The 25,077-nt window shown below is 43.6% G+C and carries 23 protein-coding genes; 8 read left to right on the top strand and 15 right to left on the bottom strand.

Going from position 1 to position 25,077, the window contains the following annotated elements:
• Positions 1–206: 206 nt before the first annotated feature.
• The 4 genes from nagA (at position 207) to VRU48_RS14315 (ending at position 4,525) form a co-directional block, all read left to right on the top strand.
• Positions 207–1,298 carry an N-acetylglucosamine-6-phosphate deacetylase gene (gene nagA, locus VRU48_RS14330; protein ID WP_330108603.1) on the top strand — a complete coding sequence of 364 codons (1,092 nt, stop codon included), beginning with the start codon at positions 207–209 and terminating at the stop codon, positions 1,296–1,298.
• A gap of 69 nt (positions 1,299–1,367) precedes the next feature.
• The gene (gene pyrH / locus VRU48_RS14325; protein ID WP_330108602.1) at positions 1,368–2,075 is read left to right on the top strand and encodes a UMP kinase; all 708 of its coding nucleotides are present in this window, start codon (positions 1,368–1,370) and stop codon (positions 2,073–2,075) included.
• Positions 2,076–2,114: 39 nt separating this feature from the next.
• Positions 2,115–2,678 (top strand): ribosome recycling factor, encoded by a 564-nt coding sequence (frr, locus tag VRU48_RS14320; protein ID WP_330108601.1) that lies wholly within the window; start codon positions 2,115–2,117, stop codon positions 2,676–2,678.
• Positions 2,679–2,773: 95 nt separating this feature from the next.
• Positions 2,774–4,525, top strand: coding sequence for an ABC transporter ATP-binding protein (locus VRU48_RS14315; protein ID WP_330108600.1), 1,752 nt, complete (start codon positions 2,774–2,776; stop codon positions 4,523–4,525).
• Positions 4,526–4,996: 471 nt separating this feature from the next.
• Here VRU48_RS14315 and VRU48_RS14310 read toward each other — a convergent pair whose 3' ends face one another.
• From VRU48_RS14310 to VRU48_RS14270, 9 genes are all read right to left on the bottom strand, one after another.
• Complete coding sequence (locus VRU48_RS14310) at positions 4,997–6,289, bottom strand: MFS transporter (protein ID WP_330108599.1); 1,293 nt, start codon at positions 6,287–6,289, stop codon at positions 4,997–4,999.
• A gap of 94 nt (positions 6,290–6,383) precedes the next feature.
• The gene (locus VRU48_RS14305) at positions 6,384–7,046 is read right to left on the bottom strand and encodes a hypothetical protein (RefSeq protein ID WP_330108598.1); all 663 of its coding nucleotides are present in this window, start codon (positions 7,044–7,046) and stop codon (positions 6,384–6,386) included.
• Positions 7,046–7,441, bottom strand: a complete 396-nt coding sequence (locus VRU48_RS14300) for a group III truncated hemoglobin (RefSeq protein WP_330108597.1) — start codon at positions 7,439–7,441, stop codon at positions 7,046–7,048. Before VRU48_RS14300 ends, VRU48_RS14305 begins: the two co-directional genes overlap by 1 nt.
• On the bottom strand, positions 7,438–8,091 hold the full coding sequence (locus VRU48_RS14295) for an alpha/beta fold hydrolase (protein ID WP_330108596.1): 654 nt from the start codon (positions 8,089–8,091) through the stop codon (positions 7,438–7,440). The genes VRU48_RS14300 and VRU48_RS14295 overlap by 4 nt, the downstream gene beginning before the upstream one ends.
• A 175-nt stretch (positions 8,092–8,266) precedes the next feature.
• Complete coding sequence (locus VRU48_RS14290) at positions 8,267–10,648, bottom strand: TonB-dependent receptor (RefSeq protein ID WP_330108595.1); 2,382 nt, start codon at positions 10,646–10,648, stop codon at positions 8,267–8,269.
• Between the two features lie 361 nt (positions 10,649–11,009).
• Positions 11,010–11,549, bottom strand: a complete 540-nt coding sequence (locus VRU48_RS14285; protein ID WP_330108594.1) for an ATP-binding protein — start codon at positions 11,547–11,549, stop codon at positions 11,010–11,012.
• Positions 11,533–12,171, bottom strand: coding sequence for a nicotinamide riboside transporter PnuC (pnuC, locus tag VRU48_RS14280; protein WP_330108593.1), 639 nt, complete (start codon positions 12,169–12,171; stop codon positions 11,533–11,535). The genes VRU48_RS14285 and pnuC overlap by 17 nt, the downstream gene beginning before the upstream one ends.
• A gap of 8 nt (positions 12,172–12,179) precedes the next feature.
• Positions 12,180–12,965, bottom strand: coding sequence for a hypothetical protein (locus tag VRU48_RS14275; protein ID WP_330108592.1), 786 nt, complete (start codon positions 12,963–12,965; stop codon positions 12,180–12,182).
• Positions 12,966–13,176: 211 nt separating this feature from the next.
• A complete protein-coding gene (locus tag VRU48_RS14270) occupies positions 13,177–13,695 on the bottom strand; it encodes a hypothetical protein (protein WP_330108591.1) in 519 nt (172 codons plus the stop codon).
• A gap of 228 nt (positions 13,696–13,923) precedes the next feature.
• On the opposite strand from VRU48_RS14270, the gene VRU48_RS14265 reads away from it, so the two are divergent.
• Both VRU48_RS14265 and carB read left to right on the top strand, forming a co-directional pair.
• Positions 13,924–14,241, top strand: a complete 318-nt coding sequence (locus tag VRU48_RS14265) for a peptidase associated/transthyretin-like domain-containing protein (protein WP_330108590.1) — start codon at positions 13,924–13,926, stop codon at positions 14,239–14,241.
• A gap of 256 nt (positions 14,242–14,497) precedes the next feature.
• Positions 14,498–17,395: a carbamoyl-phosphate synthase large subunit gene (gene carB / locus VRU48_RS14260; RefSeq protein WP_330108589.1), complete on the top strand. Its 2,898-nt coding sequence runs from the start codon at positions 14,498–14,500 to the stop codon at positions 17,393–17,395.
• Between the two features lie 142 nt (positions 17,396–17,537).
• On the opposite strand, the gene VRU48_RS14255 is transcribed toward carB, so the two are convergent.
• From VRU48_RS14255 to radA, 4 genes are all read right to left on the bottom strand, one after another.
• On the bottom strand, positions 17,538–18,494 hold the full coding sequence (locus VRU48_RS14255) for a DUF3137 domain-containing protein (protein WP_330108588.1): 957 nt from the start codon (positions 18,492–18,494) through the stop codon (positions 17,538–17,540).
• Positions 18,494–19,051, bottom strand: a complete 558-nt coding sequence (locus tag VRU48_RS14250) for a LemA family protein (RefSeq protein ID WP_330108587.1) — start codon at positions 19,049–19,051, stop codon at positions 18,494–18,496. Before VRU48_RS14250 ends, VRU48_RS14255 begins: the two co-directional genes overlap by 1 nt.
• A 125-nt stretch (positions 19,052–19,176) precedes the next feature.
• Positions 19,177–19,638 carry a DUF4920 domain-containing protein gene (locus VRU48_RS14245; protein WP_330108586.1) on the bottom strand — a complete coding sequence of 154 codons (462 nt, stop codon included), beginning with the start codon at positions 19,636–19,638 and terminating at the stop codon, positions 19,177–19,179.
• A gap of 389 nt (positions 19,639–20,027) precedes the next feature.
• A complete protein-coding gene (gene radA / locus VRU48_RS14240; RefSeq protein WP_330108585.1) occupies positions 20,028–21,404 on the bottom strand; it encodes a DNA repair protein RadA in 1,377 nt (458 codons plus the stop codon).
• A 245-nt stretch (positions 21,405–21,649) separates the two neighbouring features.
• On the opposite strand from radA, the gene VRU48_RS14235 reads away from it, so the two are divergent.
• Positions 21,650–22,054, top strand: a complete 405-nt coding sequence (locus VRU48_RS14235; RefSeq protein ID WP_330108584.1) for a hypothetical protein — start codon at positions 21,650–21,652, stop codon at positions 22,052–22,054.
• Between the two features lie 112 nt (positions 22,055–22,166).
• The gene (locus VRU48_RS14230) at positions 22,167–22,334 is read left to right on the top strand and encodes a hypothetical protein (RefSeq protein WP_330108583.1); all 168 of its coding nucleotides are present in this window, start codon (positions 22,167–22,169) and stop codon (positions 22,332–22,334) included.
• Between the two features lie 72 nt (positions 22,335–22,406).
• Here VRU48_RS14230 and VRU48_RS14225 read toward each other — a convergent pair whose 3' ends face one another.
• Positions 22,407–23,957 carry an Rne/Rng family ribonuclease gene (locus VRU48_RS14225; RefSeq protein WP_330108582.1) on the bottom strand — a complete coding sequence of 517 codons (1,551 nt, stop codon included), beginning with the start codon at positions 23,955–23,957 and terminating at the stop codon, positions 22,407–22,409.
• A gap of 248 nt (positions 23,958–24,205) precedes the next feature.
• Positions 24,206–25,069 carry a tetratricopeptide repeat protein gene (locus VRU48_RS14220; RefSeq protein WP_330108581.1) on the bottom strand — a complete coding sequence of 288 codons (864 nt, stop codon included), beginning with the start codon at positions 25,067–25,069 and terminating at the stop codon, positions 24,206–24,208.
• Positions 25,070–25,077: the final 8 nt, after the last annotated feature.

The following is a 25,077-nucleotide window of genomic DNA, read 5'->3' as shown; positions in this document are numbered from 1 at the left end:
AAATATACTATACAATCGTTAACTCTGCCCCGACGTAAAATAAAATTTACGTTGGCCGGCTCTCCCCAAAACCAATGAAAAGCAATTTGCCTGGTTTATTTTAAAAAATCAGCTGCAGCGGGAAACAATATGGAGGCTGAAACAGTTAATGCATAAACACCTGCAAAATTGCAGAAACTTCAAACGTGTTATGCTAACTTTGTTACATGATAAACCCAATCGATAACAGCACCTATTTTAATGGAAATGCCATTGTGCATCATCAACGGCTTACTTTTGAAGGCCCTAAGATTTCCGGTATTTCTTCGGTGGCAGACGGCACCAAACAAGACAGTTTGGTCGTTCCTGGCTTTATCGATTTGCAGATTTATGGTGCAGGAGGCAAGCTTTTCTCGGCCGAGCCCACTGTAGAAGCTTTAAGCCATATCGAAAATGCCTTGCTAAAAACCGGAACGACGGGATTTTTGGCCTGTATTGCCACCAATACCCCTGCTGTTTTTGAACAGTGCATTACGGTGGCCAAAGCGCACCGGTCGATAGCTAAAAACTGCCTGGGGCTACATCTTGAAGGTCCTTTTATCAACGCCAAACGCAGAGGAGCCCATGTGCTCGAATATATTCGCAAAGCTACGCTGGACGAAGTCAAAGCCCTATTGGATTTTGGCGATGGCATCATCAAAATGATAACCATTGCACCCGAGTTGCAGGACGATTCGGTCATCCAATATCTGCTGGATAATGGCGTAGTGGTTTCGCTGGGGCATAGCGATGCCAGTTTTGACGAGGCCACCCGGGCCTACGATCAAGGCGTGCAAACCACCACGCACCTGTTCAATGCCATGAGCCCAGTACATCACCGCGAACCGGGCATTCCTACAGCCCTTTTTAACCATGCCCAGGCCATGGCCAGCATTATTGCCGATAACCAGCATGTAAGTTTCGAAGTGGTGAAAATGGCTCATAAACTGCTTAAAGAACGTTTATTCCTCATTACAGATGCGGTTACGGCTTGTGCAACGGGTCCGTACCAGCACCAAGCGTTGGGCGATAAATTTGTAATGCCCGATGGTACCCTTTCTGGCTCTTCGCTTACCATGCTCCAAGCCGTTAAAAACTGTGTAAACGATTGCGACATCGAGCTGGTCGATGCCCTTAAAATGGCCAGTCAATACCCAGCCAAGCTCATTGGTTTGGAGGCTTCGATTGGAAAGATTGCCCCCGGGGCCGATGCTGATCTTTTGGTGCTCGACGAATCGTTGGATCTTAAAGAAGTCATCTTCAAGGGAGAGCGCGTTTAAAACCAAATATTTGAACCAATTGTTAAATCAATAGCCGGTAAGTAAAAAATTGTTAATATTTTTGGGGTCATGAAATATAAACGCATCCTGCTAAAACTCAGCGGAGAGTCGCTAATGGGCGAAAAACAATATGGTATTGACAATGAGCGTGTTAGGCAGTATGCCGAAGATATCAAAGCTGTTCATGACAAAGGCCTGGAAATAGCAATCGTAATTGGTGGAGGAAATATTTTTAGGGGCTTAAGCGCCGAAAAATCTGGAATGGATCGTGCACAAGCCGATTACATGGGTATGTTGGCTACCGTAATCAATAGCATGGCTTTGCAAGATGCCTTGGAAAAAGTAGGTTTGAAAACCCGCTTGCTTACCGCCATCAAAATGGAACAGATCTGCGAGCCGTTTATCCGCCGCAGGGCAGTACGCCACTTGGAGAAAGGCCGTATCGTTATTTTTGGAGCAGGAACCGGAAATCCATACTTCACTACCGACTCGGCTGCCGCTTTAAGGGCAATCGAAATCAAGGCCGATGCCGTCTTGAAAGGAACACGTGTTGATGGTATTTACACCGCCGATCCTGAAAAAGATCCAACCGCAACAAAATACAGCGAAATCTCGTTTAGAGAAGTATATGCCAAAGGTTTAAACGTAATGGACATGACGGCTTTTACGCTTTGTGAAGAAAACCAATTGCCTATTATCGTATTCGATATGAATAAAACAGGTAATTTCATGAAAATTGCCAACGGCGAAGAAATCGGAACCTTGGTTCAGGGCTAAACCGAACCATTTTTATATTTTTGTATAAACATTACATATATGAACGACCTCATCAAGAAACAGTTAACTGATGCGCAAGCTACAATGGATAAGGCAATTATCCACTGCGAGGCAGAATTGACTAAGATTAGAGCTGGTAAAGCTTCGGCAGGAATGCTCGATGGAATTATGGTAGATTACTACGGCAATCCAACGCCACTTACCCAAGTAGGCAGCATCAATACACCAGATGCCCGTACCTTGATTATCCAGCCATGGGAAAAAGCCTTGTTAACTCCAATTGAAAGAGCGATTATGGAGGCCAATATTGGTATCAATCCGCAAAACGACGGAACCATTATCCGTTTGGTTGTGCCGCCGTTAACCGAAGAGCGTCGTAAAGACTTGGTTAAAAAGGTAAAGGAAGAAGCAGAAAGAGGCCGTATTACCATTCGTAACATCCGTAAAGATGCCAACGAAAAAATCAAAAAACTGAAAGGCGAAAGTGTTTCTGACGACGAAATCAAAACCGGCGAAGGCGAAGTGCAAAAAATTACCGATGCTTATATCCTGAAGGTTGACAAGCATGCGGAAGCCAAAGAAAAAGATATCATGACGGTTTAAGGGCAACCTAAATCTAGTCTAAATGTAATATAAAAGGGAATGTGGTTCAGCTACATTCCCTTTGTTTATTTTTGCAATCCCAAACATAAAAATAAATGAATTTACTACTCCAATACTTAAAACAACATAAGTGGGTAGTGGTTGTGGCGCTGTTTCTGGCCGCCATTAACATTGGTTTCTCGCTAATGGACCCCTACTTCACCGGAAGGATTTTAGACAGGTTTATCAATAGGCGACACGAATTTGGCAACGAAAGCGACTACTTGTGGGGCGTGCTCTCTTTGGTGGGGCTGGCTGTTGGCGCGGCCATGGTATCGCGTATTGCCAAAAACTTCCAGGATTATTTTACCAGCATCATCGTACAAAAAGTAGGCGCCAAAATGTATGCCGACGGTTTAAAGCACTCGCTTGAACTGCCTTACCAGGTGTTTGAAGACCAACGAAGTGGCGAAACTTTGGGCATTTTGCAAAAGGTGAGGTTAGACAGCGAGAAGTTTATCACTTCTTTTATCAGCATCTTGTTTGTGAGCCTGATCGGATTGATTTTCGTTATCGTGTATTCGCTTTCGGTGAGTTATAAAGTATCGTTGGTTTACGCGGCTTCTATTCCAATCATCAGTTTCCTGAGCTGGTTTTTGAGCCGTAAAATCAAAACCATCCAACGTTCTATTGTAGCCGAAACTACGGCTTTGGCAGGTTCTACTACCGAATCGTTACGCAACATCGAGTTGGTAAAAAGCTTGGGTTTGGCCAATCAGGAAATAGATCGCTTAAACAAAACCACCTATAAAATTCTTGGTCTAGAGTTGCGTAAGGTAAAATATGTGCGCAGCATGAGCTTTGTGCAGGGTACTACCGTTAACTTGGTGCGCAGTACGATGGTTGTGGTGTTGCTGATGCTCATTTTTCACGATACCATTTCGCCTGGGCAATATTTTTCTTTTTTGTTTTATTCTTTCTTCCTTTTTGGTCCGTTGCAAGAGCTGGGCAATGTTATTTTAGCTTGGCGCGAGGCCGAAATCTCGTTAGGGAATTTTAAAAATATCCTCAATACGCCTGTAGATCCGAAGCCTGCCAATCCGGTTAAACTGGAGAAAGTAGAAACTTTGTCTTTTTCAAACGTAAGCTTCAAACACTTATCGGGCAAGAACAACGCCCTGAACAATATCAGTTTTACTACTAACAATGGCGAAACAATTGCTTTTGTTGGTCCTTCAGGATCGGGCAAAACCACATTGGTTAAGCTGTTGGTGGGCTTATATCAGCCCATTGAAGGCGAGGTTTTTTATAACCAAACCTCCAGCAAGGATATCGATTTAGACCAGTTACGTGAGAAAATAGGCTTTGTAACTCAAGATACACAACTGTTTTCGGGCACCATTAGAGAGAACCTGCAGTTTGTAAGGCCAAACGCAACCGACGAAGAGTGCTTGCGGGTTTTACAGCAGGCTGCTTGCCAGAATTTGATGGCCAGGGCCGATAAAGGTCTAGATACCGTGATTGGCGAAGGTGGCGTAAAGGTTTCAGGTGGCGAAAAGCAGCGTTTGTCTATAGCCAGGGCCTTATTGCGCAACCCCGATATTTTGGTGTTTGACGAGGCTACTTCGTCATTGGATTCGTTAACAGAGGAAGAAATTACGGCTACCATTAGGGATGTGTCGGTATTAAGCAGCCATGTTACGATTTTGATTGCGCACCGCTTGTCTACCATTCGCCATGCCGATAGGATTTATGTGTTGGAGAAAGGCCATATCATCGAGCAAGGCAAACATGCCGATTTATTGGCCGAAAAAGGATTGTACTTTGCTATGTGGAGGCAGCAAGTAGGCGAAAGACTGGATAACTAGTCGTTTTTCTTTACCGCCTAAGACGCCGAAGCTTTAATTTGTATCTGGTGTTAACATCTAAAAAGACCTCAGGCGATCTAAGGTGTCTTAGATGGTTATTTAGGATGGCAGCTAGTTTTCACCATTAAGGAATTTAGAGTCATTGTAACAGATTTTCTGATTAGCAATTTTCGATTTGCGTTTTTGTCCCCAAAACAATTTAAGAATGATACCGCCTAAGAAATCTTAGTTCACCTAAGTTTTAATTGAGCTTAGCAATTCTCAGGTGTCTTAGGGGGTTATTTTAGAATGGCAGTTAGTTTTTTACCATTAAGGAATTTAGGTCTATCTTAACAGGTTTTCTGGTTGAACGTTTTTGTCTTGCACTTTGGCAACCAAACAATTTAACAATGACACCACCTAAGAAACCTTAGTTAAGCTAAGGTTTTGATTAGGCTTAGCAGTTCTTGGGTGTCTAAGGTGGTTATCTTATTAAATCTGATCCTCAATTTTATCCGCAGGTTTAATGTCGCTCAGCGTTAAAGGCAGGAGGTTTTTCGTTTTCAGGTATGTGATAAACACGATGCCAATGGTCATGCTGCCACCAAATACCACAGCAGGGACTACCCGCATCAGTTTGGCCGTTAAACCCGATTCGAAAGCGCCAATCTCGTTTGATGAGCCAATAAACATGCTATTCACCGCCGACACGCGTCCGCGCATCTGATCGGGCGTAAGCAGTTGCATAATGGTAGAGCGGATAATAACGCTTACACTATCGAAAGCTCCTTCGCAGAACAGGAAGAAAAGCGTAAGGTAAAAGCTTTTCGAAAGTCCATAGCAGATAATGCTCAATCCAAAGCCCGTTACAGCAATCAACAGGTTGCGCCAAGGCTTGTTCATGGGCGAAAAGCGGGTCATTGCCAACATGGTAATTATGGCTCCGCTCGATGCCGCTGCGCGCATAAAGCCTAACCCTTCCGAGCCCACTTTTAAAATATCGTTGGCGAAAACAGGCAACAAGGCCACTGCACCTCCAAAGAAAACGGAGAACAAGTCCAAACTCATAGCACCCAGCATCATTTTGCTCTTGAAAACAAAGTTGATGCCTTCCTTAAGGCTTTGCGCAATACTCTCTTTCGGAATAAAAGTTGGCGGATGGGTTTTCAAAAAGAAAATACACACCAGCGATATTAGAATAAAAGTAATGATGACGATATAGGTTGGCGTAATGCCATAAAAGCCATAGATTAACCCACCTACTGCCGGACCTAAAATAGAAGCTAGTTGCCAGCTCGAACTGCTCCAGGTACTGGCATTAGGATAAAGTTCTTTTGGCAGGATCTGCGCCATCAGCGAAAAAGTAGCCGGACCAAAAAAACCTCTAGCCAATCCAACACCAAAAACCATGGCATACATAATAGGTACAATATAGCTGGTGGGGATATAGGCATGCATCTGCTTCGTGGTAACCACCAGCATGGTCAGCGAGCACAGGAATACACCAAAAAATATTTTGAGTAACAAGCCTCTTTTCTCCGATTTATCGGCCACATAGCCCCCGTAAAGCGCGATGCCAATGGCAGGAATGGCTTCCGATAAGCCAATGAGGCCTAAAGCGAGCGGGTCTTTGGTTAAATGATAAATATGAAAGCCGATGATAACGGCCTGCATCTGATAAGCAAAGGTAAAGAAGAAGCGCATGCCCAAATAAGAGCGGAATTCTCGGTAACGTAGGGCTGCAAATGGATCTTTTTTGGCGGGTATGACGGGTTCGGCTTCCAAAGCAATGGGTTTTAGACAAATGTAAGAGTTAGCTGATTAAAAAATGAAGAAACTTAATCCCAAGCCTAAGAATTGGCATCGGTATGTCGGATTTTCAGCTGTCATGCCTTAGCACCTTATAGGCAATGACTAAAATTACCGAGATGATGCTAATTACGAAGATAATGTTGCCATCTTTTCTGTCGTTGCTTGTATATGCAAATACACTTTCTCCATTTGGCAACGTTCTCTTATGATAAATCAGGTGCCAGCCTATAAACATGCCCAGTCCGCCACCTAAAATGGCACAAAAATAACCGGCAAATATCCAAAATCGACTGGCCTGTTCGGGTTCGCGGAGATAAGATAATCTTTCTGATCTAAGTTGTGCTAGGGCTTCCTTGCTTACTTCTTTTCCCCTTTCTTGTAAAATATGCTGTGCTAAAACGATATCAAAAGCATTCCACTCATCTGGTTTTTGAAGAATGCCCATTAATTCCTCGTCCGAAAATTGGTAGAGGTAATGGCTTTCGTCGGCCAGTTCGATACTCTTTTGCGAAAGTTCCTGCAGCAGCTCGTCGGCACGTTTAAAATCAGTGCTTCTGAGTTTTACCCTAAACTCCTTGTTAAGCTCGCTGTAGGCAAATGAAACGTCGAAGTTTATGGAGCTGTCTTCCAGTTCGTAGGCCAATCCATTTTCGCCAAAGAATTGAGCCAATTCGGAAGCGGCAGCCTGGTCGTTAAATTTTTGATAGGTTAAGAACGTTTCTTGGCTCATTAGATTAACGGTTTTGCCGGATTGTTTTTATAGTAGTCTAATTTGTACTGAAACATTTCGCTCATGCGGGCCGCACGCCATTTCGCTTCATCGGCTTTTGCGCCCGTAAAATGAGTATCTACGGTTTCATTGAATAGGCGAATCCAGGTATCGAAATGCTCGGCAGCGATAGGTAGTTTGGCATGCTTTAAAAACGGACTGCCGCTATAGGCCGGCGTATTGAGCAACAAGGTTTGCCAAAAGCCGTACATTTTTTCGAGGTGTACAGGCCAGTTGTCGCCAATTACGCCATTAAATATTGGGGCGAGCAAGGTATTGTCGCGAACTTTGCCGTAAAAATCGTTAACTAATAGTTTTACGTCGTCGAGGTTCAGGATGTCGGTTGAAGTGCTCATTTGCTGTCGGAAATTAACTCAAATATAAGCGCTTGTATTTTGGTTGCCCGATTTACAATCATAAAATGACCTCCATTTGGTATTTCGATAGCATTCTTGATGGACTTGATCGGAAAAATACGATCGTTAGTGCCATGGATATGGGTTAAAGGAGCTTTTATGGCCTCTTTTTTCCAATTCATGATTTTATGGATGGCCCATTTTAAGAAGTGCGGGTCGGTATCTTTAATAATCTGATGCAACAGATTGGATTCGGTTTTATTGCTGGTCCCAAAATAATAATCGGCCGTAAGTTTGTTGCCCAGGCGTAGCAACCAGTCGGGAACCACTTTATAGATTTTGGTTTTACTGGCTAATTTGAGTTGCCAACTGAATTCTGCTGGAGATTTTACACTTGAAATGATAATTACCTGATTACAGTTAATAAACTTGGCTATTTCTTGGGCAACAAGGCCACCGAATGAAAGACCAATCAGGATTACTTCATTGTTGACATCGATTTGGTCGGCAATTAATCTTTGTGCATACTGGCTTAAAGTTTCTTTCTTTTCGGGTTTTAGCCATTGGATAAAGCGATGTTCGATGGCATCAAGATTGAGAAACTGAAACACGCGCTCATCTGCGCCAAGACCACTTATGAAGTAAACCATTGCCGAAATATAAGCAAAAACATGCTAAGGACACAGATTAACGGATTGTTTTGCGCGTAGCGTTATGCGATTGTAAGTCATAACGCCTATCGCCAAATCCTTATCGCTTGCGCAAAAAATAACCCACCAGATTTTGAGGCCTGATGGGTTGATATGATTTGTTGTTTTGGGCTGCTTAAAACTTTACGTTCAGGCTTAGCAAGAAGTTTCGGGTTGCCTGTGGATAGTAATAATTGGTTCTGCTCAAATCGCCTGCGTACAGGTAAGGATAGGTACCGCCGTTGTTTTCGTAAAGCGTGCTAAACACGTTGTTTACCAAAAGACTTAAGCCAACGTTTTTAATGCCTGCAATTGAGGTATTGTAACCCAAACGTACATCGTTTACAAAAAAGCTTGGCAAAATGCGCGTAGCAGCTTGGCTATTGTCCAAGTATTGTTTGCCCACATATTTGGTAATGAAGGCAATTTCCGCGTTTTTGATTGGGTTATAAGCAATCTCGCTCGATACGATAATAGCCGGCGAATAAGAAATATCAGTGTTTTTGTAAGTATTGGTTACAAAGGTTTTTCCGCTCGGATCGGCATCATCGTAAATGTACTCGGTAAATTCCTTTATCTTATTTCGACTCAAGGTAGCCGTAGCGCTCCACGATAAGTTTTTAAGGATTTGCCAACGGCCATCCAATTCTAAACCCATACGGTAGCTATCAGGTACATTCTGACGGGTTTGTCCGCCCACATCGTTCAGTTTTCCGGTATTGATCAACTGGTCTTTGTACAACATGGCAAAGCCGTTCAAGCCCAAGCTGAACACATCTTGTTGGGTACGGTAGCCAAACTCGAAGTCGGTCAGCTGTTCCGATTTCGGACGGGTATTGATGTTCGAATCGGTAAAATCCCGTCTGTTAGGTTCTTTATGTCCAACGGCAACAGAAGCATACACATTGCTTTTGGCATCAATGTTATAGGTTAAGCCCAATTTGGGGTTGAAAAATTCGAGTCGGGCATTTTGTTGTGCCGGATTTCCGGCTTCGTCTTTTCCGAAGTAAGAATAGTAAACATTTCTATACTGCAGATCAGCAAAGATGTTGAATTGTTCAATTTGGTAATTGGCCCGGCCAAAAATGTTGAAATCGCTTTTAAAGGCGTCGTTGTCGTTGTAAATGTGCCTGGCCGATTGGCTGGCATCGTAATTGGCAAACTGGGCCCAGATTACTTCGTCAAAGTGACGGCCTTTATATTCGTTGTAGGCACCGCCCAAGGTAAAGCTCAGGTCGGTTTTAGGCGTATAGTTTAAAGAGTAGGTCACGCCATAAAAATCATTGTCGAGCCACAAACGCCTCACCAAATCAGATTTATCGATGGTTGTTCCGCCAACAACTACCGGCTTTATTTGGTATTTAGCCAAGCTTTGGTCGTCTTTGTATTCTTCATAATAACCTCTGCCGTAAGTATAGTGCAAGGCAGCATTGGCCGTGAGTGTTTTGCTCAAGTTGCGGGTATAAAACAACTGGTAATGGTCTTGCTGGTAATTGTCGGTTTGGTTGTCGTAGGTAAAATCGTTGTGCCTACGGTCTGTTTGCAACAAATCTTCGGTAACACCATTCCAAGCCTGATACGTCTTTTCGGTACCGCTAAACACATTGGCACGCAAAATATCGTTCTTGCCATAATAAGCACCAGTTACAAAAAACGATTTCAGGTTTGAAGAAGCCCGGTCGATGTAACCATCAGATTTGATTCTCGATAAACGGCCATCAAAACTGAATTTGTTGCCAATCAAACCAGAGCCTACGCTCACGGTATTTTTCCAGGTATTGTAAGAACCGTAGGTGTTGTTCAACTCGGCATAGGCCGAATCTCTTCTGGTGGTGGTTTGGATGTTCAGACTGGCCCCAAAAGCGCCTGCGCCATTGGTAGAAGTCCCTACGCCACGTTGGATTTGGATATTATCGACCGACGAAGCCAAATCGGGCAAATTGATGAAGAAGCTGCCTTGACTTTCGGCATCGTTGAGGGGAATGCCGTTAAGCGTTACGTTGATGCGTGTGGCGTCGCTGCCCCTGATCCGGATTCCGGTATAGCCGACGCCCGCACCTGCATCTGAGCTTACCACTACCGAGGGCGTTTGGTTTAAGATGTAAGGCAAGTCCTGACCTACGTTCTTTTTGGCAATTTCGGCCCGATTCAAGTCTTTGTAAGTGGTTGCTGTGTTTTTTGAAGCTCTGGTGGCGCTTACTACCACCTCATCGGCCAAGAAAGAAAGCGCGCTTAGCTTAAAATCGACAGTAGTGTTTGCGCTAAGGTTAATTGTTTTTTCTTGGGTGGCATAACCTACGTAGCTTACCACCAAGGTGTAGCTTCCGGCTGGGAGGTTGCTAAACTCATAACGACCATTGGTGCCGGCAATTACGCTTTGTCCCTTGTTTTTGAGTTTGATGCCTGCTCCGGGCAATACAGAGCTGTTCTCGGCCACGGTGCCCGAAATGTTGAATTGTGCCATCGAAAGCATTGGGCACAACAGCGCAGCAAATACTGCGATCACTAATTTTTTCAATTTGTTTTTTTGTTTTAGTAAAACCTATCGGCAGTAGGGGTACTCCCGACTTTAGTTAAACTCCATAAACCATTCCCTACGCCAGCATTACCTGGATCAGGTGTATTTGAGGTGGAAGTTAGGAGGCTCTCAAGGTTGGAGGGTTTAACCTTCTCCCTTTTTAACCATCTGCCTTCTCCCTCAAAATGGGTATGTTCTCAGCCTGTATTTGTGTTTTTACAAAACAAGGCACCCCTTATTGATGGCACAAAGGTATAAATTTTTTCGAAATGCAAAATTGAGGGCTACACTTGCGAAGTTTTTAAAAACTTCGCAAGTGTTATTGTAAGCAAGATTATTAAAAGTTAAAACTTCGCAAGTGTTACTTGGCGGTATCCAGCAGAAAATCGTCGATGGCGGCAACGGCATTGTTAAGCCTGGCCTCGCCTAGGCCACCTATCACTTTGTAGTTGGCGTTTAAGGCCTGTAGCTCTTGGTGCCAAACCTGCATAAAATGTTCGCGTTGGGTGGGGAAATCTCGCAGGGGATCATCCTGCCATGGCAAATCGATGTCTAACAACAAGTAGAAATCATAGCTGTATTGGGTCAAGGCATCTAAAACCACCTGTGGCGTTTCGCCGAAAAAGGCATCGCTCCAAATCTTGACGGTTACAAAAGTGGTATCGCAGATGACAAAATCGCTTTCCGTCATCGATAATACCGAATCTTCGAGTGCTACTTGTCCGTGAAACATGTTGGTTTCGTCTTGCAATGTGCAGGGCTCGGTTAAATTGGCGCAATAATAACGGGCATATTCGGGTACCCAAGATACATTATAGTATTTGGCCAGTTGCAAAGACATGGTCGATTTGCCCGTGCTCTCGGGGCCAACGATGGCTATTTTTTTAATTTGCTTGTTCACGGTATATCTTTTTCCAATCGATGTAGCCCATCAGCGCGATGGCCATGTAAATGGCATACATCAATCCGGTGGCGTAAAGTTCCTTAGAAAAATAAACAATTACATAAATAATATCTACAAAAACCCAAATCAGCCAGTTCTGCAATACCTTGCGGGCCAGAAAAATCTGCGCAATAATGCTGGTAGCGGTGCAAAAGCTGTCGACAAAGGGAAAAGATGCGTCTGTTTTTTTGTGCAGCAGGAAGCCCAATATCAGGGTAAACAGGATAACACCCAGTACAGACAATAGGATTTCTTTTGGGGTAATTTGAGTAATCGGTCTTTGCTCGCCAGGGTTTTTCCGTTGCTCGCTCCAATAATACCAGCCGTAAATGTTCATGAGCAACAGGTAAACCTGCAGGCCCATGTCTGCGTACAATCTGCTTTCAAAAAAGATAAAAATGTAAGTGAGTACACTGGCAATGGCAAATGGCCAGTTCCAGATATTGTTTTTGGCGGCCAGCCAAACACAGAGCAGTCCGGTAATTACACCGAACCATTCCAGTGGGCTTGTTCCGAAAAGGAACTGTTTTACGCTATCGATAAATCCGCTTGCCAATAACAGCATACCCAAAGATATCATAAATCGCTTTATGGGCTCAACTTAATTACAAAAGGCGCAACTTGGTTAAACTTTACCTTCTTTTTGATTTGACGGAGAAAACTAATCAGCTCATTGGTGATTGGTGGCAAGGTATCTTGTTCGAGCTGTTTCGATTTCTGGTTGTAGTCGATATAGAGGGTGTATTTCTCGCCATCGTAAACTTTTTGGCTGTCTGGTTGGAGCTTGTCTATCTCAGACGATTTGATGATCCTGATAAACTCGGCGTAGGTATCGTCGTCGAACTTACCTGTGCCATATTCGCGTGGCGATGACTTGCCTCTGTCTGTATACATCACATTCTTAGCGCTATCTATAAAAATCGAGAAATTGATGAACTGGTTCCATGACGTGCTATACACATTGAATTTAAGCTCTTTAAAAACAAAATCCTTATCCACTACGTTTTTTCTGTCGATGTATACCAGCCTTCTTTTGCCACGAGCCATGTACTTAGCGTTGGAATCGAGAGGGATAAGGATCAGTTTGTTCGTTTTTTTCTTACGGATCAAAAAATCATAATTGTCAACATGTTCTTTCGAAAAGTCGTCTCCGGAGCTGGTATAGCTATCGTAGAGCCTTAACGTATCTCCGATCAGGTAATACCGTCTGCCTGGCTGCCAGTTGCCTGCGGTTTCGAAATAAACCCTTGCAGAATCTATTTTGATGTATTCGAGGTTTTTGCCTGCCCACGCTTTGAATAATGTATTTTCTTGTGCCTTGCTTTGGTAGAAAAGAGAGAAAATGAGGATGAATAAAAGGAATTGTTTCTTCATTGATTGCAGATTAGGGCATAGCGGGTCTATTTTGCTACAGAATTAAGATGCAAAAATCCGGTCTATTCCACAGCAGGGTCGAAAATTAAAATGGGCGAAGGGGGTAAAAACAAAAAATCCGATAGGGAACAACCCCTACCGGATAATAAACCAAACAAACTATTTATGAAGAATACCCTCAGGCAAATCACTTGCCGAGGATGCTTTAGATCTATTTATTAGGCGATGCACTAAAATTTATCGCCGCTCTCACGCTTACCTCACTGGCTAAACTATTCCTTAGCACATATTCCATTCTCACTTTCAAATTACTTCCTCTGATGTAATCATCTACAAAACGCGAGTTGTCTATATCTAGTACAAGATTGTTGCCAATATTTTCAGATACATCACTTCTTGACGCTACCATGACTTCCGAGCCGCTTGTATTGACCAAAAACAGCTTTACCGACTTGAAAATGCCTAAGCTCTGTCTGGTCGGATTACTGGCGTCTAGCCTTACGGAGGCCACTTTGACGTCTTTGATATAGGACGTCCCGTTTTGGTTGCCAAAAATCTCGTCGAAACTGCTGGTACTGCTGCTTACCGTTTGTGCCGTATTACTTTTCGTATTGGCGGGTATGGTTAAAATGGCCGTGTATGGAAAAGTGGACTTAATAATCGACTGTACGGTGGCGCAACCTGTTACAACTATGCAAATAACTATCAATGAAAGCACTAATCTTTTCATTCTTTTTCATCAACAAACCGAAAACGATTTGGTTTTTAAAATTTACAAATTAATTTATTCTTGCCCTTATGCGTGGCATCCGAAGCTGAAACGCAAAAAGAATTAAAATATTCTTTAAAACAATTCTTAGCAGGGAATGTTTTTTAGGGGCGACCATCTAAACGAAAGAGATTGGACAGGTAACAAACTTACGCTCAGGTAATAAGTTGAATTAAAAAATTGATGATCATGAAAAGAGCGAGTTTAAATTTTTTAGCCGTTGCAGGCCTTTCTATAGGACTATTTGCATTCGGATCGATAAAGCAAGGTGGCATACAGGGCAAGGTAACCCCAGCCGAAGGCGCCAAAGAAGTAGTGGCGGTTGCAGGTTCAGATACGCTGAGAAGCCAAATAAGCAACGGCTCGTTTGTATTCGGCAATGTAAAAAAAGGAACCTATACCGTTTGGGTAAAAGCCAATGCGCCTTATAAAGATGCTTCGGTAGAAAACGTAGCGGTAACCGACAGCGCCACTACCGATATCGGAGAAATCAAGTTGCAACAATAACCATAAAAATAACGTTGTGTGTGAAATGAAAGAGGGCGAAAGCCCTCTTTTTTCGTGTTTATCTGTGTCGATTTTTTGGTCTTTTACACCAGCAGCACCAGCTCAAATATTTTTAAAATAATCGTCCTATATTCCAGTCAAAAAACCTATCTTTGCATCCCGACAGAGCAGTTGGGATTATCATTTCATAGCAGAGGAGTTCTCCCAGCTATCAGTCAATTTGACTTTTACTTTAGACTTTTTTTAAAAAACCCACATGCCTAAAGACACCTCGATACGTTCAGTATTGATCATCGGATCTGGACCAATCATCATTGGCCAAGCTTGCGAATTCGATTACTCAGGTTCACAAGCCGCACTTTCTTTGAAAGAAGAAGGAATTTCAGTAGCTATCATCAATTCAAACCCTGCAACCATCATGACCGACAAAGTAATTGGCGATCATGTATACTTGCGGCCGTTGACCATTGAATCGATAGAACAAATTCTGACTGAACATGCCAATTCTCCAGATTTGCCAACCATTGATGCCGTATTGCCAACCATGGGCGGCCAAACGGCCCTGAACCTTTGTGTTGACGCCGAAGAGCGTGGCATTTGGAAAGCGCACAATGTGAGGATTATTGGGGTGGACGTAGCTGCTATCGACAAAACTGAGAACAGGGAATCGTTCCGCCAGTTGATGGTTGATATCGGTGTAGGCGTTGCACCTTCAAAAATTGCCAACTCTTTCTTGGAAGGCAAGGAAGCCGCTCAACAAATCGGCTTTCCATTGGTAATCCGCCCTTCGTATACCTTGGGCGGTTCAGGGGGTGGCTTTGTACACAAAAAAGAAGATTTCGACATTGCTCTTAAACGTGGTCTAGAAGCCTCGCCAACACACGAAGTATTGGTTGAAAAAGCGGTTTTGGGCTGGAAAGAATACGAATTGGAGTTGTTGAGGGATGGAAATGACAACGTGATCATCATCTGTTCTATCGAAAACTTCGACCCGATGGGTATCCACACCGGCGATTCGATTACCGTGGCTCCAGCCATGACCTTGTCTGACCGTTGCTACCAGGAAATGCGTAACCAGGCCATCAAGATGATGCGCGCCATTGGCAACTTTGCCGGAGGTTGTAACGTACAGTTTTCGGTAAACCCTGAAAACGACGACATCATTGCCATCGAAATCAATCCGCGCGTGTCGCGTTCGTCGGCCTTGGCCAGTAAAGCTACCGGTTATCCGATTGCAAAAATCGCGGCCAAATTGGCCATCGGTTATAACCTGGATGAAATCGACAACCAGATTACCAAAACTACTTCGGCTTACTTTGAGCCAACGCTTGATTATGTGATCGTAAAAATCCCTCGCTGGAACTTCGACAAGTTTAAAGGGGCTAATCTTGAATTGGGCTTGCAAATGAAAGCCGTGGGCGAGGTAATGGCTATCGGCCGTAACTTCATCGAGGCTTTGCAAAAAGCTTGTCAGAGTTTAGAAATCGGTCGCGCGGGCTTAGGTGCCGATGGCCGTCAAAAAAGAAATATCGAAGAAATCATGCACGGCTTGGAGCATCCGAGCTGGAACCGCTTGTTCCTGATCAAAGATGCCATGAGCATGGGCGTTCCGTTAGAATCGATCCGTAAGGTAACCAAAATCGATAAATGGTTCCTGATCCAAATTCAGGAGCTGGTTAATATGGAGGTTGAGCTTAAACGCTATTCTCTGAACAACATTCCTAAAGATTTCTTCTTCAACTTAAAGCAAAAAGGTTTCTCTGATTTGCAGATTGCCTACGTATTGGGCAATGTAACCGAAGATGAGGTTTATAACCGTCGCAAGGAGTTGGGCATTAGAAGGGTTTACAAAATGGTAGATACCTGTGCGGCAGAATTCGCGGCGCAAACCCCATACTTCTATTCGACCTTCGAAGAGGCGCCAATCCAGATTTCTTTGGCAGGCAACGAAACCCTATCGAACGGGGATGAATTGGGTACCAACGAATCAATACCTTCCGACCGCAAAAAAGTAATCGTGTTGGGTTCTGGACCTAACCGTATCGGCCAAGGTATCGAATTCGACTATTCTTGTGTGCACGGCTTATTGGCTGCCAAGGAAACAGGTTTCGAAGCCATCATGATCAATTGTAACCCTGAAACGGTATCAACCGACTTTAACATGGCCGATAAGCTTTATTTCGAGCCTGTATTCTGGGAGCACGTACGCGAAATCATCGAACTGGAAAACCCTATTGGCGTAATTGTACAGTTGGGCGGCCAAACGGCACTTAAAATGGCTGAGAAGCTGCACGAAAATAACATCAAAATCATTGGTACGGCTTATAGCGATATGGATGTGGCCGAAGACCGTGGCCGTTTCTCAGACTTGTTAAAAGAATTGGATATTCCTTATCCGAAATATGGCGTAGCCGAAAATGCCGAAGAAGCCATTAAAGTGGCTAACGAGGTTGGCTATCCCGTGCTGGTACGTCCGAGCTATGTATTGGGTGGCCAAGGCATGAGCATCGTGATCAACGATGAGGATTTGGAGAAAGCGGTAGTAAAATTGTTGGGCGATTTGCCGGGCAACCGTGTATTGATCGATCACTTCTTGGACCGAGCCGAAGAAACCGAATCAGACTCGATTTGCGATGGCGAAGACGTACATATTGTAGGTTTGATGGAGCACATTGAGCCAGCGGGCATCCACTCGGGCGACTCGAGCGCGGTATTGCCCCCTTTCAGCTTGTCTGACAAGGTAATTGCCGATATGGAAGCCTATTCTAAGAAAATTGCGAAAGCCTTGAACGTCATCGGTTTGCTTAACATCCAGTTTGCGGTTAAGGATGATAAGGTTTATGTAATCGAAGCCAATCCAAGGGCATCGAGAACGGTTCCGTTCATTGCCAAAGCCTACGATGTGCCTTACATTAACATTGCGGCCAAAATCATGTTGGGTATCAATAAACTGAAAGACTTCAGCATTGTACGCAAGCTGGAAGGCTATGCCATTAAAGAACCGGTGTTCTCTTTCGAGAAGTTCCCTGAGGTAACCAAAGAGCTTGGCCCAGAAATGAAATCGACCGGCGAAGCCATCCGTTTCATCAAAGACTTGGAAGATCCTTATTTCCGCAAGCTTTACAAAGACAAGTCGATGTATTTGTCTAAATAGGCTAAAGGAGAAAGACCAAAGCATAAAAACAAAATCCCTTAACGTTAGCGTTGAGGGATTTTTTTATGGGATAGACTTTTAAGGCGCCGTCATCGTGACAACACTTGCGAAGTTTCTAAAACTTCGCAAGTGTAATCGAAAATTACTGTTTCGTCCAAATCCTGGTATTCAAATCGAGCTCTTGTACAATGGCATACATGAAATGAAGCACCGAAAGATCGTCGGTTAATACATCTGCGTTTAACAGACTCTTAAAAAGTGGGGCTTCGAAATAATTTTTGGCCAATGGAAAAGCGATGTACATGTTCGAGCTGACAAACGATACCGAAATGGCATAGGCCGCTCGTTGGTTCAGTTCGCAAAGGCGATCCATGAGGGCAGGCGTGAGAATGTACCGGGCTTCGATCTGGTCGGTGCTGTAAGTGACAAAATGATTGCTAAAAGCTTCGTTTTCCAGTTCCACTACGTTTTTATCGCCAAAGGAATAGATATTTTTGGAAAACCAGGCACCAATGCTCGCGCCGAAATCCTTAGGTCTGATAGCCGTAACGCCGTTAAAGTTTTTGTTGAAATCGGCTACGAATACAATGCCTTTTAAAATATCATGCCAATGCTCCTGTCGGCCGTTTTTGCCTTGGGTTTCGGTTTTGTATTCTGCATGCACCTCGGCAAAATAAATGCTGGTCTTGCCTATGGTTCCGCTAATCAGGTCTTCGGTACTGTAGCGATCGGGGGTGGTCGTAAAAAGTTGCGATTGCCTAAACTCACCTTCCGAGATGCCACTGCTGGGCTGTATGGTTAGGCTTTGGTTTACGTTGCTCAGCAAGGCGCCCACAACGTCCATTTTAAAACGGTTTTTGTAGTCGGTAGCGGCATCGCTGATGCGGAAGAGGATAACGCCTCCAAAAATAATAGCGCCTAAGCCAATCACAATGCCTGCCACCAAAAGTCCCATTATCGCCAGGGCCACAATCAAAACAATGCCTAATATAATGGCACCATAGCCTTGTGTATTGGCGGCTAAAACTTTTTTACGCTCAACTTCTAACGCTTCAAGTACGCTTTGTAGCTTGGCGTTTTGCGTATAATTGGCATCCATTAGCTATTGAAAAGCTCTTTTGCGCTGATGTTTTTGCGTTCTTCTTCGGTAGCGGCCAAAACCTGCATAGGCTGATAGCCCAACATGCCGGCAAACATATTGCCTGGAAACATCATAACGGCGTTGTTGTAAGTGGTTACGCTGGCATTGTAGTTTCTTCTGGCGGCGGCAATCTGCTCTTCGCTTTCGGTCCAGGTGCTCTGCAGGTTCAGGAAATTGGTGTTGGCCTTTAAATCGGGATAGTTTTCTACGCTTACCATCAGGCCTTTTACGGCTGCACCCAATTGCTGGTCTATGGCTAGCTTATCGCCTTCGGTAACATTGCTGCCCATGGCCTTGCCGCGCAGCTCGGTAATTTTGGTCAAGGTATCGCCTTCGTACTGGGTGTATTGTTTAACCACTTCAACCAGGTTGGGAATCAGGTCGAAACGTTTTTTTACCATCACGTCAATGGCCGAAAAGGCATTGGTTACCTGGTTCTTTTTGCTGATGAGCGAGTTGTAAATTCCGATGCCGAAAATGAGGACAAGCCCGGCAATAATAGCTACAATAATCATAATTCAATTTGTTGGTTAGGATAAATATAGAAATTTTAGCCTTTTGTACAGCTATAAAAAAAAGAACCCCGCTCCGGAGAGAGCAGGGTTCAACCAATCAATATTAAAAAGGAGAACCTTTCTAATTAGTTCAAAATTACGACTCCTTTTGCTTCAAACACAATTTCTTTTTTAGGTTCTGTAATTTTTGCTATTTCTTCTGCCGATTTCTTGGCATCTTCTGCATAATGTTTCAAGTCTTCAACCGAAGTTGTTTTTCTTTCGGCAAAGCCATCGATTACCACTTTTTTGCCGGCAATGTCTTTTGGCATAAAGAAAGCATAGTCTTTAAAGTTAACGAACATGGTTTCGCCGTTTGTTAATTTCAAGGTCATGAAACAGCCTTTTTTCTTGCAAACGGTTACTACTTCGCCACTTACTTTCATGTCGGCTTTGGTTTTGTCGCCCAACTTGGCATTCACTTCGGTTGCCGAAATTACGCCCCCTTTTTTAACGCCTTCTCCAAACGATTGGCCTTCAAAGGCATCTTGTGCAAAAGCAAATGCAGCAAATAGGCATAATGCCAAGCTTAAAACTAATTTTTTCATCTGTTATAATATTTGGTGTAAACTCTTATCTCTCACAAAAATATTTAAAATCTTTCTAAATAGTATAGGGTGCAGAGAGAAATTTTAAACCATAAAAAAACCCCACTGCTCTTAGCAGTGAGGTTAATCATCCCTATTGTTGTTTTACCCATTACTGGATAAGAACGATAAGAGTAATACAACAAGCTGTCCAATTTTAAGATTTTTTATTGTATGTTATTTAATTATTTGGTTTTCAGTATTTTACATCTTTTTATTTTTGGTGTGCCAAACTTTTTTTCTGCTTGGTGTGTAGAGAAAAATGCCAATTTACCATAAAAGTGTAGAGAAAATTGCCACCCCAGCATCAAGCTTGGGGGATTTTCAAAGCTTGGCAAGTGTTGCATAGGCTAGCCAAAGAGCAGCGCAAACACCTCTTCGATCTTGCTTACGGTAATCAGCTGGATCTTGAATTTATCTCGATCAACCCCTTTCAGGTTATAGTTGGAAACCACAATTTTCTCAAAGCCCAGTTTCTCGGCTTCGGCTATGCGCTGCTCGATGCGGTTAACGGCTCTGATCTCGCCCGATAAACCCACTTCGGCCGCAAAACATATTTTAGACGAAATGGAAATATCCTCATGCGAAGAAATGATAGCCGCCATGATGGCCAAATCGATAGCGGGATCTTCGACTTTGATACCCCCGGCAATATTGAGGAAAACATCTTTAACTCCGAGCCTAAAGCCACATTTTTTCTCGAGTACCGCCAGCAACATGTTCATGCGTCTGATATCGAAGCCCGTGGCCGAACGCTGTGGCGTTCCGTAAGCCGAAATGCTAACCAAAGCCTGGGTTTCGATAAGCATTGGTCTGGCGCCTTCTAAAGTGGCACCAATGGTAATGCCGCTCAGCTCCTCATCGCGTTGTGAGAGCAAAATTTCTGAAGGATTAGATACCTCCCTTAAGCCGTTGCCCTGCATGGCATAAATGCCCAATTCGGCCGTTGCCCCAAAACGGTTTTTAATGGAGCGGAGAATGCGGTAAATATGGTGCCTATCGCCTTCAAACTGCAACACGGTATCAACCATGTGTTCCAAAATTTTAGGACCGGCAATGGCGCCGTCTTTGGTGATGTGACCAATCAGAAAAACAGGGGTAGCGGTTTCTTTGGCAAAACGCAACAGTTCGGCGGTACACTCGCGCACCTGCGAAACGCTGCCAGGTGTTGATTCGATATGGGCCGAATGCAGGGTCTGGATCGAATCGACAATAACGATTTCGGGTTCCAGTTGTTCAATCTGCTTAAAAATATTTTGGGTAGCCGTTTCGGTCAGGATGTAGCAATCGGCTTTGGGACTGTTGGTAATACGCTCGGCACGCATTTTAATCTGCTGTTCGCTTTCCTCGCCCGAGATATACAGTATTCTTTTGTTGGGCATATTGAGGGCCAGCTGCAGCATCAGGGTCGATTTGCCGATGCCGGGTTCGCCGCCAATGAGGATCACGGAGCCAGCCACCAGGCCACCACCCAGCACACGGTCTAATTCGGCATCGCTGGTCAAGGTTCTTTCTTCGGTAGTAGCTTCAATCTGCTCTACTTTGCTGGGCTTGTTGAGGCGTTGCGTGCCACTGGCCGATTTCCAGGTGGGCACATTTAAAGCGCCTTTGTCGATAACCTCTTCCACAAAGGTATTCCATTGGTTGCAGGATGGACATTTGCCGAGCCATTTGGGCGATTCGTAGCCACAGCTCTGACAAAAATATGCTGATTTAGTTTTAGCCAAAGGATTTTAGATTTTGGATTGACGATTTTAGATTTTTTGTTCGAGCTAAGTTAGCTAAAATATTTAGCAAAATAAATTTTTAATCGATCTGTTTAACATGGGTGCGGTAAAAACGGTAATTGCAAGGGTATTTTCGCCCGCACGAAGCCAAAAGGTCTGTATTAACTTTAATCGTTGACCATTAAAATGACAACCAGCGAAGCCGAAAACTGCATATTGGAAGAGTAGGCAAAAACTTAATCACTATGGGATACGGACCAGACAACAATCTCCAAATCGATTGGGGAAGGACAATTCAATTAAAGGTGCCGAGATATGCACAAGTTAAACTTACTTTTTCTGCTGAGGCGGCTTGGGAAAATGCGATTTGTATCTACGATTCGGCATACAACAAGATTTTTGAAAAGGGAAACCAGGCGGGCAGAAATTTAAACCCGGAGGTTTATGGCCGAAACAGGGTAGAAGAACGCATGATTTTTATTACGGGTTGGCACAAGAACGGGCCTGCTGACGGCGGAAAGCCTTGGTACCAGTCGGCTTGCAGGTTTTCTCCCAATGCAGGCGATAATTTCGGTAGTGGCGTAATTGGCTTTGAAGATGGCGGCGATGGCGACTATAACGATATTATGGTTTCCTACGTATTCGAATAAAAACGAAAGGGAGTTTTTTCTGCTCAGCAACAAGCCGGATTCTCGTATTTGTCTTTGTATCAAATAATTATTAACTTAAAGTTAATTAAACAACCTAACCAAAACTTAAACGATGAATAAGGAAAACCTGCTCAGCAAGGCTGAAATGAAAAAAGTAATGGGTGGCGACGGGCCACCTCCCGAGTCTTGCCTTGGCAAGCCCGAATGCAAAGATTGTTGCAGATACACCGCTAATGTGGGTCGCTGCGAAATGTTGTGCGACATGAACCAAACTACTTAGTTGTTTGGGGCATTAAAAAAAGCCTGATTTCTATTGATGAAATCAGGCTTTTTAATGTTTTGAATAAGCGGGTTACAATTTAATTTCCTCATCTTTTGAAGAAAGAAAATGGAACTCGGTAAGGTGGTAAGAAGATACCGCTTTTACCTTAACGCGCTGGCCAAACTTGAAGAACCATTTCCACTGCAGGGAGAACAGTCCTTTTTTGATGAAGGCCGCTATATAGGGATGAACACACAAAGTGATGTTCTTCTCGTTTTGTTCCTGTAGGATATAGGTGAGGTTGCTCTCTATATCGTCCATCAGCACAATACTGGCTTTGATTTCGCCAGTACCATCGCAGGTTGGACATTTTTCTACCGTTACAATGTTCATTTCTGGCCTTACCCTTTGACGGGTAATTTGCACCAGACCAAATTTGCTCGGTGGCAAAATGGTATGCTTGGCACGATCGAGCAACATAAGCTCGCGCAGGTAATCAAAAAGCACTTTGCGGTTGGCCGGTTTGTGCATGTCGATAAAATCGATTACCACAATGCCTCCCATATCCCTCAGCCTCAGCTGGCGGGCAATTTCTTTAGCGGCTTCCTTGTTTACCTGAAGCGCATTTTCTTCCTGATTTTCCTTGCTGGCCGTTCTGTTGCCGCTGTTTACGTCTATAACATGCAGCGCTTCGGTATGTTCAACTACCAGATAAGCGCCACCAGCCAGATTTACGGTCTTGCCAAAGGCATTCTTAATTTGTTTCTCTACACCAAAATGTTCGAAAATAGGCTCTTTGTGCTTGTAATGCTTGACGATTTTCTCCATTTCTGGCGAAATTTCGTGCACATAAGACTTGATATCTTCGTACAGGTTCGCGTCGTTTACATAAACGTTGGCGAAATCGGTGTTTAAAATATCTCTGATTAGGGTAGAAGTACGATCCATCTCTCCCCAAACACGCTTAGAGGGCTCGGTATCGGGAAGCTTCTTGGTGAAGTTCTCCCATTTAGATACTGAATCCAATAAATCCTTTTGCAGTTCGGCAACGCCTTTTCCTTCTGAAACCGTTCTAATGATGACCCCAAAATTTTGAGGCTTGATACTTTCGATAATCTTTTTGAGTCGATTACGTTCGGTATTGCTCTTAATCTTTTTAGAAATCGATATAACGTTAGAAAAAGGTACGAGTACAATGTATCTTCCGGCAATCGAAAGATCAGAGCTCAACCTCGGTCCTTTAGTGGAAATAGGTTCTTTGGCAATTTGAACCGGCAAGATTAAATTTTTGCTGACGATTTCGGATATCTTACCCGCTTTGTTAATGTCGGCTTCTAATTTAAAATTATCTAATAAAGTGCCATTGACCGTGCCGTTACGCTTAATTTTAGTCAGCTTTATCAAAGACTGTACCTGTGGGCCAAGGTCGAAATAATGCAGAAATGCATCTTTTTCGTAGCCAACATCAACAAAAGCAGCATTTAGGCCTGGCATGATTTTTTTGATGCGGCCCAAATAAATATCGCCTACGGCGTAGTTATTGTTAACGTGCTCTTTATGGAGCTCGACGAGGTATTTGTCTTCAATTAAAGCTATGGTTACCCCCGTAGGAGTAGAATCGATTATTAATTCCTTTACCAAAAGCTACAGATTTTAAGGCAATTGAATGCCCTATTACACTTGGACAAAAAACACATAGAATCCAAAAATAAATACCGTTTAACATGGTATTTATTTTTGGCCAATACACAGATAGGAAAAACCTATTTTTTCTTGTGTCTGTTTTTTCTTAAACGTTTTTTGCGTTTGTGGGTAGCCATTTTATGTCTTTTTCTTTTTTTACCGCTTGGCATAATCTTAAGTTTTAAATGTTTTTATTAATCTGTTAATTAACGTTTATTTTTTAACTCGGCCACTTTCTTGTCTATAAACGACGACAAGGTTGGGTTGGCCGCTAATTTCTTGCTGTTCAAATAAGCGTCTATTGCTTCTTTGTTCTGGCCCAGGCTTTCGTAAGCCGTTGCCAGGTAAAAATAGGCATCTGGTGTTGCTTTAATTTGGCTAATGATATTGTTGAAGCGAACAATAGCTTTGTCAAACTGTCCAGATTTGATGGCGAACATGCCTAAATTCATGTTTGCCTTTAAGTTTTTTGGATCTTTCTCTACCACTTCCCGCAGCATGACAATGCCTTGCATCGGAGCGCCCAAGCCGTTTACGATGGTAATGCCCAATCCGGTTTTGGCATCTAAGCTGGTCGAATCAAGCGCTAAAGCCTTGGTAAACGCATTGTTGGCTTTCTGAAGCATGTTAGGTTGCAAAAGGCTATCCTGTGTATTATCGAAGGCCTTTAAAAACCTATTGCCTGCATTGAGCCAATTCGCTAAAGAAGATTCTCCATTGGCAACCACTTCGAGGTACAGGGCACTAGGTGCCGGCTGTTCCAAATCTTCCCATTTCTGGGCCAGCTTTTGCGCCTCGGCTAGTTTTTCGGCTCCAGAAGCACCTTTGTAGGTGTTTTCCAGTACCGTAATCTCTTTGCTGGAAGCGCTGCTGATCAAGTTTTTTGCAGTGGAAGATATTTCTTCTAGGCTGGGTTGTGCTGTGGCGGTTTGGTCAGCCATGGCAGCCGGTTTGGCCGCTTCTTCTTTGGGTTTGACCAAGCCTTTGATCGGTCTGGTAAACAAAAATCCTGTAAGCAATACAATTGCAACAATGATAAGCGCTTGTTTTGTACGGATATTGTTTGCCATGGCGATAC

The organism is Pedobacter albus (assembly GCF_036324255.1).
Taxonomy (GTDB): Bacteria; Bacteroidota; Bacteroidia; order Sphingobacteriales; family Sphingobacteriaceae; genus Pedobacter; species Pedobacter albus.
The sequence above is the reverse complement of the archived record's forward strand: the minus strand, read 5'-3'. Positions and strand labels throughout refer to the sequence as shown.